Source organism: Gemmatimonadota bacterium, assembly GCA_026702745.1.
Taxonomy (GTDB): Bacteria; JAAXHH01; JAAXHH01; order JAAXHH01; family JAAXHH01; genus JAAXHH01.
The window spans coordinates 39,115-52,538 of record JAPPBT010000010.1 but is presented as its reverse complement, the minus strand read 5'-3'; the positions used below and the strand labels follow the sequence as shown (position 1 = coordinate 52,538).

Sequence of the window (13,424 nt, the reverse complement as noted above, 5' to 3'; positions counted from 1 at the left end):
CGCTGAAATACCCCCCACTCCCCGCAACCATCCATGCGCGCAGCCTCGATGAGTTCCGTGGGCAGCGTCTGCAGGAACTGTTTCATCAGGAAAATGGAAAAGGGCATGATCAGCGCCGGGACAATGAGCGCCTGGTAGGTATTGATCCAGTCCAGTTGGACGATCAGCGCGTAGAGCGGGATGATGGTCAGCTGGCTCGGGATGAACATGAGGCTGATCACCGTCCAGAAGATCGTCTGGCGCCCCGGAAAGACCTTCTTGGCCAGCGTGTAGCCGGCGAGCGTGCCGAGGAGCACGTTGGATGCCGTCACCGTGCCCGTCACGATGAGGGAATTGGCCATCCAGGTGCCGATCTCGGAACTATTGAACAAACGGGCGAAATTGATCCACGACGCGGGCGACGGCACCAGGCTCGGCGGGAAGGCGAGGACCACCGACGGAGTCTGGAACGCGGTAACGACGATCCAGTACAGGGGCATCAGCGTCAGTACGGCGAAGAGCGCGAGCAGGACCTTAAAAACGTATTGCAACATATCCTCGTAACAGATCCGTCCTGATTCGGAGACGTGTGGGTTTCAGCGATTCGTATCAGTATTCCACGTCGCTGGCCAGCCACTTGTACTGCAGCACGGCGATACCGGCCAGGCTCAGGGAAAGCAGGGTCGCTTCGGCCGATGCCTTCCCGAAGTCGAAGTACTCGAAGGCGTCGGTATAGATCAGATAGACCAGCGTGGTCGTCGCGTAGTCCGGGCCGCCTCCCGTCATCATGAGCACCTGGGTAAACACCTGGAAGGAAGCGATCGTGCTGGTGACGAGCAGGTAGAGCACCGTCGGGCGGAGCAGGGGCAGGGTGATCTTCCAGTACTGGCGCCACGGGCCGGCGCCGTCCAGCCGCGCCGCCTCGTAGTAGCTTGCCGGGATGCCGCCCATGGCGGCGGTCAGCAGCACGATGGCGGCGCCGTGCCCGCCCATGATCGCCATGAACATCAGCGAAGGCAGGGCCATCTGGGGATCGCTGGTCCACAGGAAGGGTCCCAGCCCCGCAAAGGACAGCACGTAGTTGAGCAGGCCCCGGGCCGGGTTGAACAGCCAGAGCCAGACCAGGGAGAGGATCGCCCCGGACGTCACCACCGGGAGGTAGAACGCCGATTTGAAGATGACCTGGGCCCAGGCGTATTTCAGTCCGAAGATGACATAGGCCAGGAACAGCGAGATCAGCAGGCTGGCGGGCACCACCCCGCAGGTGTACAGGACCGTGATACCCAGCGCCTTCCAGAAGAGGTCGTCCGACAGCGCGTAGGCGTAGTTCTCCAGGCCGGTCCAGACCGGTTGTCCACCGGGAAAGTAGTCGGCGAAACCGAGGAGGATCGTCGCGGCCATGGGCAGTATGTTGAAGACCGCGAAAAGCAGGAGGGGCAGGAGGAGGAACAGGTAGGCCCAGCGTTCCTTGAAGATCGTTCGAGTAAAGCTCAAGACGATGGGACCCTCCGGCGCTTACTCCGGCGCTTACTCCGCCCCCGCGCGCAGGCGGCGTTCGATGTCTCTGCGAATGAACCGGTTACCCCGCCTGGCCAGGTCGTCGAGCGCCTTCTTCGGCGTGGCCTGAAGGGACATGGCGGCCTGGAAGGCGCTCAGGGTCATGTTCACCAGTGGGATGCCGTATCCCTGTATGGCGTCTTTCGTGCCGTAACGCGCCACGCGCAGAACGTATTGCTGGAAAGGATCGTCGGCCCAGACGTCCAGCGCGGAATACCGGGTCGGAAGAGTGGACATGGCGTAGGCCGCTTCCCGTTCGTGGCGGGTGTTGGTCAGGAACTTCGCCAGGGCAATGGAAAGTTCCCGTTTTTCCTCGTCCTCCTGCCTGAATACACACGGAGAGTCGGCCACGACGAAGGCGCCGGGATCGATACCGGGCAGGGACGGGTACATCATGGGATAGAGTTCGATGACCCCCTCCTCGATCACGCCGGTCTCCAGCGCGCGCTCATGGGACCGCCGGGTACCGTGATGAGCCTGGCGCATCGCTAACTGGCCCGCGTTCCACAGATCGGTCACGTCGTTGTTGCGCAGCCCGGCGGAGCCCTTCGGGACCACGGCGTGCACGTGTTCCAGGTCCACCATGAACTGCAGGGCCTTCACCCCCATCTCGCTGTTGATCACCAGGCTGTCGCCGCCGTCGTTGAACTGCCGCGCGCCGTGCCCCCAGAAAAAGGGCATCTGGTCCTGCTGCGGGGAGTTCCGCTGGAAGGGCATGGCGAAACCGTATACGTCGACCTCGCCGTCACCGTCGCGGTCGAAGGTCGTCGCTCGGGCGGCGGCCAGGAACTGATCGTAGGTCCAGAGCCGGTCTCCTTCGCTCGGAAGCAGATGCACCGCGTCCCGTTCCCGGAAGACCTCCAGGTTCGCCACCATGTACCGGTTGCCGCCGATGAAGGGCAGGAAGTAGTGCCTGCCCTCATACTCGCTGAATCCGTAGAAGGTTCCGAAGTCCCGGATGTCTTCCTCGGAGAGATCGTCGTCGAAGGCTTCCAGGAGTCCGAACCGGGCGTATTTCAACGCGATGCCCGACGTGCTGATCAGGACGTCGGGCGGCCGTCCCGAAGCCACGGCGATATCGATCTTCTGGAACCCGCTGGTCCAGTCGAGGGTTTCGATGTCGATGTGGATCTTGCGGTCCGGATACCGCGCCTTGAAGTCCCGGGCGACCTTGTTGTACCAGTCCTTGACGGTGTACTGCGCCCGCCGTGGGTCATCCAGCGGGACGCCGTCCAGTTCGTGGCCGGTGACGCCGACCCAGTAGTCCTGGGTCCAGAGCGTGAGCCGTATTTCGTCGTCGTCCGGCGGAGCGTCCGCCGCGCAGGCGCACATTGCCAGCAGGATCGATCCGATCACGAGTGATTTGCCCATGGCGCAACCCGTTTCAGAACAGGCACTACTGGTTTCAGAACAATGCTGCAGGTTTCAGAACAGGCTCAACTGGCGGTCGAAATCGGGTGCGGCCGTATCCAGTCCGAGCAGCCGTTTCATCCGATTGCAGTCGGTGGGTGAATGGCCGGAATAGTAGTTGTTGAAGAATCCAAACAGCGTGTCGACCCGGGGGAGGATGTCGCGCTTCAGCCGTTCCGCCCACTTGATGAGATCCTGGCTGCGGTCCACGACGGATTCCCGGAATTGGCCGATGTGCGGGTCCTCCGTATTGCCCATCCAACGTATGTAGGTGAAATCCGCGGTGATTTCGGGGACGATCGGCATGATTTTGGGATGGTCCTGCATGGTCCAGGCCACGCCGTGCGTCCGGAGGAGATCGAACAATTCCGGCTTGATCCAAGACCGGTGCCTGAACTCGAAGGCGAAGCGGAAGTCTCTGGCAGGCAACAGTTTCAGGAATGATCCCACCCGGTTGAACGTCTCTTCGTTGCACTGGAATCCGGGAGGAAGTTGAACGAGCAGGCATCCGAGGCGCTCGCCCAGGAGGGCCATGCTGGCCAGAAACGGGGTCAACAGGTCCTCCGTATCCACCAGTCCCCGTTCATGGGTGATCTCACCGGGGAGTTTGGCCGTGAAGCGGAACGTCCCGGGGGTGCGGTCGTGCCAGGATGTCACCACTTCCGGCTTTGGGATGAAGTGGAAGGTACTGTCGATTTCGAGGGCGTCGAAGACCCGGGCGTAGTGCTGCAGGAGGACTTTACGGTCGGCGTCGTTGGGGTAGAAGGATCCGAACCAGTCCCTGTAGGTCCATCCCATCGTGCCGATATGCAGGGAGCCGGGCACCGGTGTCATTTCCGCTCCATGCGGTCAGTCCGGGAAGCCGGGTCAGACCCCGACCCGGTCGGTATCGAAAGACTCCAGGTTCTGCGTGATGTCCCGGATGAACCGGGCCGCGTTGAGGCCGTCGATGAACCGGTGATCGAAGGACAGGCTCAGGAACATCATGGACCGGATGGCCAGTGAATCGTCCGCCTGCACGACGACCTGCTTCTTGACGCTTCCGGTGGCGATGATGCCCGCCTCGGGCTGGTTGATGATCGGCGTGCCGAATAGCGTGGCCCACATGCCCGGGTTCGTCAGCGTGAACGTGCTGCCCTGCAGGTCGTCCGGGGTAAGCTTGCGGTCATGGGCCCGCTTGGCCAGGTCGTGGGCTGCCTCGGCGATCTCCGCGAAGTCCATCTCGTCGGCGTGTCGGATCACCGGTACGACGACGCCCTTTTCCAGACCGACCGCCAGCCCCATGTTCACGTGTTTCCACTGCAGCACCCGGTCGCCGTCCATCGTGGCGTTCAGCATGGGGTTCGCCCGCAGGGCGTCGACGATGGCGGTGATGAAGAAGGGGGTCAGCGTCAGCCGGATGCCGGTCTTCTGCTGGAACCGCTCCCTGGCCTCGTCCCGGAAGCGGACGACGTGGGTCATGTCGACTTCCGACACGGAGGTTACGTGGGGGGACACCTGCTTGCTTAGGACCATGTGCTGAGCGATGGTCTTGCGCAGGGTGTCCAGGTTCACGACGCGGGCGTCTTCGGTGCCGGCCGGCCGGGATACCGATACGTATTCCGATTCGTCTTCCTGTTCCGCGGCCGGTTCGGGAATGCGCGATGCGCGCCGTTCCAGGTAGGCAAGCAGGTCGTCCCGGGTCAACCGGCCGCCCTTGCCGGTGCCTTCCAGGGCTTCGAGCGTGGCCATGTCTATACGCTCTTCCCGGGCGATGCGCAACACAAGAGGGGAGTAGAAGCGCTCGGCACGCCGGCGCCTCAACGGTCCACCCTCGCTGGTCTCTGCGACCGGAGTCCGTTCATCGGCTTCGATCGTCTCTACTTCTCCACCTGAATCACCGGCCTGCTCAGTTGCCCCGGCGTCACCAGTTCCGCCTGGTCCGCCCGGTCCGGCGTCCTCGTCATCCCCCGTATCGATGACACCGATGACCTCCCCGATGGCCACCGTCGTTCCCTCGGCCACCCGGATTTCGCTCAGCACGCCGCCCGCGATGGCGGGGATGTCCGTGTCGATCTTGTCGGTGGTGATCTCCACCACGGACTCGTCGCGCTCGATCGAATCGCCGACTTTCTTCAGCCAGCGGATGACGGTTCCTTCTTCCACGCTCTCGCCGAGTCTGGGCATCACGATGTTCAAGTGCATTTCCTCTCAGTGACTGACGATGGGTGCCTGGCGATCAACGCCGGATGATCAGTGCCTGCGATACGTGCCGGCCGACCTGTGCAAGACGATCAGCGCCGGCCGGTCAGTAGGCCAGGAGTTCCCTCAGGGCCGCGGTCACCTTCTCCGTGTTCGGCAGGAAGTATTGCTCCAGCGGCGGACTGAATGGTACGGGCGTGTCGATGGCCGCCAGCCTGCGGACCGGTGCATCGAGATGTTCGAAGGCTTCTTCGGCCGCCACCGCGGCGATTTCACCACCGAATCCGCCGGTCAGCGTATCCTCATGGACGACCAGAAGCCGGTTCGTCTTCCGAACGGACTCGAGGATGGCCTGCTTGTCATAGGGCAGAAGGGATCTCAGATCGAGCACTTCCGTCTCGACCCCCTCACCGGCCAATGTTTCCGCGGCGTCCAGGCTGTGAAAGACCATCTTGCCGTAGGTCACGATCGTCGCGTCGACGCCCTCCCGGCGGACCGCTGCCTTGCCGATGGGTACGGTATAGTCCTCTTCGGGGATTTCTTCCCGGATCCGGGGAAAACGGTAAAGGCCCTTGTGTTCGAAATACAGGACCGGGTTGTTATCGCGGATCGAAGACTTGAGCAGGCCTTTCGCGTCGTAGGTCGTGGCCGGCGCCACGACCTTGAGGCCGGGCACTTTACAGAACCAGGCCTCGGGGTTCTGGGAATGGAAGGGACCGGCGTTGCCGATGGCCCCCGAGGGGCACCGCACCACGAGGGGTACCGCGGCCCCCCAGCGGTAGTGGGTCTTGGCCACGTTGTTGACCAGCTGGTTGAACCCGCAGGTGATGAAATCGGCGAATTGCATTTCGGCCACGGGCCGCATGCCCATGAGCGCCGCGCCCATGGCCGCGCCGATGATCACGGATTCGGCGACGGGCGCGTCGATCACGCGGTCCTCACCGAAATCGTCGAGGAATCCCTTCGTGATCTTGAAGGCCCCGCCATAGACGCCGATATCCTCGCCGAGGCAGAAGACGCTTTCATCCCGTTCCATTTCTTCGCGGAGTCCGGACGAAATGGCTTCAAGGTAGGTTACGGGCGGCATGGGCAGGTTCCGGTTGGGGACATCAGTCCGCGTAGACGCCCTGGAGCGCTTCTTCGGGTTCGGGCAGGGGGCTCTGTTCCGCGTAATCGACCGCGTCGTCGACGATGCCCTTGACTTCTTCCTGGATCCCGTCAATCTCCTCGCGGGTGAAGTACTTCCGTTCCAGCAGGAGGTTCTCGGCCTTCGTGACGGGATCGTTGTTCCACCCGTCCTCCATGATGTCCTTGGGGACGTAGAAGGCGTCGTCGTGCTGGGCGTGGCCGAGCAGTCGCGTGCAACGGGCTTCGATCAGGGTCGGACCGCCGCCTTCCCGGGCGAGATCCACGGCGTCCCGCGTCGCCCTGTACACGGCGCGGACGTCCGTGCCGTCCACCAGCGCGCCCGCGACGCCGTAACCCCGGGCACGGTCGACGATGTTTTCGCAGGCGTACTCGTACCGGGTCGGCGTGGAGTAGGCGAACTTGTTGTTCTCCACGATCAGCACCATGGGCAGCCTGTGTACGGCCGCGAAGTTGAGCCCTTCGTGGAAATCGCCGATACTCGAGCCGCCTTCGCCGATGTAGGTCAGGGAGACCGCCCCGTCGCCGCGGACCTTGCTGGCCAGGGCCACGCCCGCGGCCACCGGAATGTTCGCGCCGAGGTGGCTGATCATCCCGACGATGTGGTGGTCCCAGTTGCCGCAGTGCATGTTGCCGTCTTTGCCGGCGGTCGGTCCGTTGGCCCGGCCCAGGTACTGGCACATCATGTCACGCGCGGTGTGCCCGCGGAGGAAATGGGCGCCGATCACCCGGTGCATGGGGACCAGGATGTCCGCGTCGCCCAGGGCGTAGGCGCTTCCCGCGGCGATGGCCTCGTGGCCCGCGCCGGCGTAGGCCGCGCCCACGAGCCGGCCCTGCCGGAAGAGACGGTAGACGCGCTCTTCGAATTCCCGCTGAAGGCGCATGGTATGGTAGAGGGTTCGGTAGTCGTCCCGGCCGAGGCCGAGATCGTCGAGGTCGGACGCGGCAAGGTCGGGGTCGGACAGGGCGGGGGCGGTCTCAACGTTCATGGCGCCTCCAGGGAGCGGTGTGGCTTGTTCTGATCATAGTCTTTGCCGCAGTTCGGGCAGGCTCGTCTCCTCGAAAGCCATGCCGAAGACATCGCCCAGGTTTCGGAGAAGGCTTTCCTCGACCTCCTCCATCGATATCGTCCGGCCGAGCAGCCGCTCCATCGAGGTGACCTCGCGGTCGGCGATGCCGCACGGGACGATGCCCTCGTACAGAGAGAGGTCGGGCCCCACGTTCACGGAAAACCCGTGCATGGCGACCCACCAGCTGACCCGGATGCCCAGGGCCGCAACCTTCCGGTCATCCACCCAGACCCCGGTAATCCCTTCCAGGCGGCGTCCCTCGATGCCGAAATCTGCCAGGCATCCGATGATTGCGGCCTCGAGATCGCGCAGGTACCGATAGACGTCCTGGTACCATGCCGCGATATCGAAGATCGTGTACCCCACCAGCTGGCCGGGACCGTGGCAGGTGATGTCTCCGCCCCGGTCGGTTTCGTAGACCCGAATGCCGCGAGTCCGGAGCGTTTCTTCCCCGTAGAGCAGGTGTTCACTGGCTCTCAGCCGACGACCGATCGTGTACGTGGGAGGGTGTTCGAGCAACAGGAGCACGTTGTCAATCAGGCCGGAACGACGTGCCGCGAGCAGACTCCGCTGAAGAGACAGCGCCACGCCATATTCCATCGTGCCGGTCCGCTTGGCCCGAACAACCCAGCAAGGCAGCACCTGCCCTCCTCATGCCCGTCGACCTCGTATATTCCAGGCCCTGTACCCCGGACAACCTATGTTCCGGAGGTCCGTTCTGTCAAGGTTTTTCTCCCTCGACGATGGGTCCGTAGAACTCTACCCGCCGGTCTTCCAGGCGGTCGAGTTCGTAGGCCTTGGCCACGTTTACGATGTGCTTCTCCCGGGCGCCGGCAAGGTCCAGGTCGGCGAAGATGATCTCCTCGCGGGACCGGTCACCTTCCGCCAGCGTACGCCCGGTGAAATCGACGATCTTGCTCTGCCCGATGAAATTGGTCCCGCGCTCCCTCCCGACCCGGTTGACGGCAATGTAATTGACGCGGTTCTCAAAGGCGCGCGTATTGATCACGAACTCTGTGTTGCAGTCCGCGCCGACCGGCCAGTTGGTGGGCAGGGCGATCAGTTCCGCGTCATGGAGCATCATCACCCGGGCGCTCTCCGGAAACGCCGCGTCGTAACAGATGTTGAGGCCGATGCGGCCCACATCCGAACTGTAGACGCGAAAAGGACGGTCGCCGGGGGACAGAAAGCGATCGACCCCGAGATAGGGCAGATGGATCTTGCGGTAGTGCCCGATCAGCCCGTTGGGGGCGATGAGGGCCGCCGTGTTGTATAAAACTGAACCGTCGGCCTCCAGCAAGCCGATGATCACGTGGATGTCGAGTTCGCGGCACCGGCGCTCGAGACGCTCCGTGAAAGGCCCGGGCACGGGCTGGGCGTACGCCCGGGCTTCGTCCAGGTCGTAAAAACAGTACCCGGTCAGCGCGCACTCGGGAAACACGGCCAGGTCCGCCCCCTCGCGGGAGGCCGACTGCATGGCGTCGAACACCCTGGTGAGATTCTGTTCGGTCTCGGCGAGTTTCAGGTCCATCTGCACGCCGGCGACCCGTATAGTGTCTGGCATTTCTCCCCCCGTTCTGCCTGTAGCATATGTTTCGGGATTATACGCCTTCACAGGCCGGAAGTTGCCGAAGTTGCCCGAAGTTGCCGGAAGGGAACCGTTACCCTATTCCTGACCCTTCCGGTACGCAGGCATGGCGCTCAATCCGGTCGAGGAAGGATGGAAGAGCCGGGTCAGGTGGGCTTCGATGACGCCCCGGTTGAGATCGGGACGCTCCATGCAGGCCACGACAAGCTCGTGGTCTACCCGTTCGGTCATTTCGGCAATGGCCTTCATGCGGTCGATGGAATTGATGAGGGCCTGCCGGATGGGGATGCGCTCCGGAAAGATGTCGATGCCCATGTAACCCCGGTAGCCGTACATCTTCAGTGCGTACATGCCGGCGAAAATCTGCTCCGGCGATACGATGCCGACCTGCAGGTCCTGGTCGTAATTGCCCAGGGGCTGGCTGTTCCAGTGGGTGTGGGCCAGCCGGCCCTGGCGGAGGATTCGGCTCAGGGCATAGGGGAAATCCTCGAAGCCCATCAGGACGTGGCCGAGTTCCGGATTCAGGCCCACGATGGCGTGGCCCTCGTCGATCAGCGCCCGGTTCTCGGGGGCCCGGAGCCGCTCGTCCACGTTCTGGGCCATCAGGATGCCGTCCGTGGTGTTCCGGTAGATGTTGTTCCCCCGGGGTTCATAGGGTTTGGGTTCGATGGCCGTCCGGATCCCGGGCACGGCGTCCAGCGCCTCGGCCAGGCCCGACTCGAAGAGGTCCCACATAGCGTAGAAATCGGTCCCGAAATTGAGTTCATAGCCGTCGCCGCCGGGCCACACGACCATGAAGTCCGTGTCCAGTTCCCGGTTCATCCGCAGCGTCTCGATCACCCGGTCGATGGCGGCGCGGCGCGCCTCGGGCACGGGGGACGAAAGGGACCCGAATTCGAACTGCGCATCCCAGAAGAGGTTGGGGATCACCGTGATCAGCCGCACGCCCGTGTCCTTTTCCAGTTGCTGGTAGAGATGGGCGTTATCCTCGTTGATTTCATTGGGATAGTGGGCCTCGATGCCGCACAGTCCGTATTCCGCCATTTCGCCGGCGATGGCCAGGCGTTCCTCGATGGAATAGGGCTCCATGTAGGCTTCGTGAAACCGGATCTGGGACGGCGAGAAAAACCAGACGCCGGCCGAGATCTTCAGTTCGAGCGAAAACTCCTTAAGGTGGCGCACGAGGTCATCGCCACTGCGCACCGTGGCCTGGTCCCGAAGGTCTGCTAACATAACCATCTCCTGTAGAATGCGTTAGCCCATGGCGAGTCGTTTTTTCTGATCTTCCAGCATCTCTCGTTGACGTCTGACACGATCGGGCACCAATCGTTCCCGCGGCGCGGCCGGTTTGAAATCCAGGCGTTCTCTTTCCAGTCCCGATAGGACGGCCCGTTCCACCGGAGAGAAGTCCTCGGGATCGTCGCGATTGAAATCCATCGGTTCCTTGAGCGCGACCGGGGGATTGGTGATGAAGCGGGCACGGCCTGACGGGTTCCGGGACGCGGAGTGCAGAATGAACGGATGCAACAGTACGACGTCTCCCGCGTTGCCCGTGATTTCCGCGAAGTCCCTGCAGTCTGAAATCAAATGGCCGAAACTGCCGCTGGGCAGCAGGCCCTGTGGATTTGCATGAAGATGCCGCGCGACGTGCTCCACCGAATCACAGGCGACAAACGTGCCGCCGCTTCCGGGTAGTATGTCGGACCATACGACGATTGTCAATAATCCCTGCTCCGGACTGTCCAGGAAGTGCCTGAAGAAATCTCCGTCCTTGTGCCAGCCCTGGCGAAGGGTCTCCGGTGGCTCCCAAACCTCGTCCGCGCCGTATGAGAAGTTGATGATGAAACCATCTCCCCAGGACGGCTGGGTATTCGCCAGTCTGTCCTCACCACCCAGCAGGTCGCAGATGGCGTCCCATGCTTTCGGCGCGGCTTCGCGAATCGGTACCTGGTTCATCGATGGAAGATGCACGCGCGATTCCTCCCAGGTCGCGGCATCATCAGGATCGTAGCCGAGACGACTGAAGGCGAACGCGCGCCAGTCGGCGGCCAGTTCTCTCGAGAAACAGTCCCGCAGGACGACATGCCCTCGACGAATGAAATAGTCTACGTCCGATTCGGTCAGTGCCTTGTAGCTTTTTGACATGGTCCTATTGGCGTCTCGCCAGCATCTACGTGCCCGGCATCCTCGTGCCCGGCATCCTCGTGCCCGGTTGTCAGTGCAACCTTGATACGGCTATGCGGATTGAGATCCGGCTGCGTGAGACTGAAATTGTCGTGTCAAATCAAGATTATAGGAGTGAAAATAGCGCCTGTCAACAGGCAGATCCGGCCTCAAAAGAGCGCTTGACATTCAAAGTGAAATTCCCGTATTTTTCACCTTTGTCCTGCAGGAATTTGTGACCTTCCATGCCACGCAAAGGAAACGTCCTTGCGCGTTGTCGTAACCGGTGGTGCGGGTTTTCTGGGATCCCATCTGTGCGACCGTCTGCTGGCGGACGGACACCGGGTCGTCGCCGTGGACAACCTGATCACGGGCCGGACCGTGAACATCTCCCATATCCTGGAAAATGAAGGATTCACCTATCTCCAGCGGGACGTTTCGGAATTCCTGGACATCGAAGGCGAGGTGGACTTCGTCATGCACTTCGCCAGTCCGGCGAGTCCGATCGACTTCGAGCGCGTCCCCATCCAGATCCTGAAGGTCGGCGCCCTGGGTACCCACAACGCCCTTGGTCTGGCCAAATCCAAGGGCGCGGGCTTTTTCCTCGCGTCCACCTCTGAGGTCTACGGCGATCCCCAGGTCAACCCCCAGCCGGAGAGTTACTGGGGCAACGTCAATCCCATCGGCGTAAGAGGGGTCTACGACGAGGCCAAGCGCTTTGCGGAAGCCCTGACCATGGCCTACCGCCGGAAACACGGAATCGACACGCGGATCGTCCGGATCTTCAACACCTACGGTCCCCGGATGAGACCCGCGGACGGCCGCGTCGCGCCGTCCTTCATCACCAAGGCGCTCAAGGGCGAACCGCTGACGGTATTCGGAGAAGGACAACAGACCCGCAGTTTCTGCTACTACGAAGACCTCATGGAAGGCATCGTGCGGCTCATGCGATCCGGCGAGCACGATCCGGTGAACATCGGTAACGAGAACGAGATCACCATTCTCGAACTCGCCCGCACTATCATCCGCCTTTGTGGCTCCGGCAGCGAGATCGTCTTCCGGCCCCTTCCCCAGGACGATCCCCAACTGCGGCGTCCCGACACGACAAGGGCGCGGAAGATCCTGGGCTGGAAAGCCGAGGTCTCCCTCGAGGAAGGCATGGAGAAAACCATCGCGTATTTCAGATCCCTGGACGGGAACGCCTGATCAGGCGCCCGGCGGAAAGGACCCCGGCCGATGACGACGAGCGGCACAGCGCAGCACGCAACCGAAGAAGGACCCCGGCAGGTACGCATAGAAGCCTTCCAGGAGGGTCGGGAGAAGATTCTGGCCGAAGTGCGCAAGGTGATCACCGGCCAGGAGGACGTCCTGGAACAGGTGCTGATTGCCCTGTTCGCGGGAGGGCACTGCCTCGTGACCGGCGTGCCCGGCCTGGCAAAGACTCTGCTCATCAAGACTTTCGCCGAAGTGCTGGACCTGGAGTTCCGGCGCATCCAGTTCACCCCGGACCTCATGCCGGCCGACATCACCGGGACCGAGATCCTGGAAGAGGACAAGGCCACGGGACAGCGCTCACTGACCTTCATCAAGGGCCCGATCTTCGGCAACATCGTACTGGCGGACGAGATCAACCGGACGCCGCCCAAGACCCAGGCCGCCCTGCTCGAAGCCATGCAGGAGCACCGCGTTACCACCGGCCGCACGACATTTCAGCTGGTCGAACCCTTCTTCGTCCTCGCCACCCAGAACCCCATCGAGCTGGAGGGGACCTATCCCCTGCCCGAGGCGCAGCTCGACCGGTTCATGTTCAACATCCACATCGAGTATCTCGAAGAAGACGACGAAGTGGCCGTAGCCCGTGCGACCACCTCTGCCGAGACGGTCTCGGTCGACACCGTCCTGTCCGGCGAGGTGGTCCGTGACTACCAGCGCCTGGTCCGGGAAGTCCTGGTCTCCGAGCAGGTTGCCCGGTACGCCGTTCGCCTGGCATCCGCGAGTAGGCCGTCCGGCGAGGAAGCGCCCGAATTCGTGAAGAACTGGGTTTCCTGGGGGGCCGGGCTGCGCGCCTCCCAGTACCTGATCCTGGGCGCCAAGGCACGGGCCCTGCTCGACGGCCGGGGACACGTTTCCTGCGACGACATACGCGCCCTCGCCCACCCGGTCCTGCGTCACCGGATCCTGACCAATTTCTACGCAGAAGCGGAGAAGATCACCTCCGAGGGCATTGTCGACCGGCTGCTCGAGACCGTACCGGCGCCGCAGTCCGGCATGTAACGGGCACCGCAGTCCGGCATGTAACGGGCGCCGCAGTCCGGCATGTACCCCTCATA

13 protein-coding genes are annotated in these 13,424 nt (G+C 62.7%); 2 read left to right on the top strand and 11 right to left on the bottom strand.

What is annotated here, in order from left to right:
- From OXH56_01870 to OXH56_01820, 11 genes are all read right to left on the bottom strand, one after another.
- Positions 1-533: carbohydrate ABC transporter permease (locus tag OXH56_01870; GenBank protein ID MCY3554047.1), on the bottom strand; the 533-nt coding region annotated here is incomplete at its 3' end.
- Between the two features lie 55 nt (positions 534-588).
- Complete coding sequence (locus tag OXH56_01865; protein MCY3554046.1) at positions 589-1,473, bottom strand: sugar ABC transporter permease; 885 nt, start codon at positions 1,471-1,473, stop codon at positions 589-591.
- 33 nt (positions 1,474-1,506) lie between these two features.
- Entirely contained in the window at positions 1,507-2,907 is a 1,401-nt protein-coding gene (locus tag OXH56_01860; GenBank protein ID MCY3554045.1) for an extracellular solute-binding protein, read from the bottom strand.
- 54 nt (positions 2,908-2,961) lie between these two features.
- The gene (locus OXH56_01855) at positions 2,962-3,780 is read right to left on the bottom strand and encodes a DUF72 domain-containing protein (protein MCY3554044.1); all 819 of its coding nucleotides are present in this window, start codon (positions 3,778-3,780) and stop codon (positions 2,962-2,964) included.
- 33 nt (positions 3,781-3,813) lie between these two features.
- Complete coding sequence (locus tag OXH56_01850; GenBank protein ID MCY3554043.1) at positions 3,814-5,115, bottom strand: dihydrolipoamide acetyltransferase family protein; 1,302 nt, start codon at positions 5,113-5,115, stop codon at positions 3,814-3,816.
- A 118-nt stretch (positions 5,116-5,233) separates the two neighbouring features.
- A complete protein-coding gene (locus OXH56_01845) occupies positions 5,234-6,214 on the bottom strand; it encodes an alpha-ketoacid dehydrogenase subunit beta (protein MCY3554042.1) in 981 nt (326 codons plus the stop codon).
- Between the two features lie 22 nt (positions 6,215-6,236).
- Positions 6,237-7,262, bottom strand: coding sequence for a thiamine pyrophosphate-dependent dehydrogenase E1 component subunit alpha (locus OXH56_01840; protein MCY3554041.1), 1,026 nt, complete (start codon positions 7,260-7,262; stop codon positions 6,237-6,239).
- A 33-nt stretch (positions 7,263-7,295) separates the two neighbouring features.
- Complete coding sequence (gene lipB, locus OXH56_01835) at positions 7,296-7,985, bottom strand: lipoyl(octanoyl) transferase LipB (GenBank protein MCY3554040.1); 690 nt, start codon at positions 7,983-7,985, stop codon at positions 7,296-7,298.
- 79 nt (positions 7,986-8,064) lie between these two features.
- Positions 8,065-8,907, bottom strand: coding sequence for a carbon-nitrogen hydrolase family protein (locus OXH56_01830; GenBank protein ID MCY3554039.1), 843 nt, complete (start codon positions 8,905-8,907; stop codon positions 8,065-8,067).
- Positions 8,908-9,009: 102 nt separating this feature from the next.
- Positions 9,010-10,164: a TIM barrel protein gene (locus tag OXH56_01825; GenBank protein ID MCY3554038.1), complete on the bottom strand. Its 1,155-nt coding sequence runs from the start codon at positions 10,162-10,164 to the stop codon at positions 9,010-9,012.
- Positions 10,165-10,185: 21 nt separating this feature from the next.
- A complete protein-coding gene (locus OXH56_01820; GenBank protein MCY3554037.1) occupies positions 10,186-11,076 on the bottom strand; it encodes a hypothetical protein in 891 nt (296 codons plus the stop codon).
- Between the two features lie 285 nt (positions 11,077-11,361).
- Between OXH56_01820 and OXH56_01815 the strand changes: the two genes are divergently transcribed.
- Both OXH56_01815 and OXH56_01810 read left to right on the top strand, forming a co-directional pair.
- Complete coding sequence (locus OXH56_01815) at positions 11,362-12,300, top strand: SDR family oxidoreductase (GenBank protein ID MCY3554036.1); 939 nt, start codon at positions 11,362-11,364, stop codon at positions 12,298-12,300.
- 30 nt (positions 12,301-12,330) lie between these two features.
- A complete protein-coding gene (locus tag OXH56_01810) occupies positions 12,331-13,368 on the top strand; it encodes a MoxR family ATPase (GenBank protein ID MCY3554035.1) in 1,038 nt (345 codons plus the stop codon).
- Positions 13,369-13,424 lie beyond the last annotated feature (56 nt).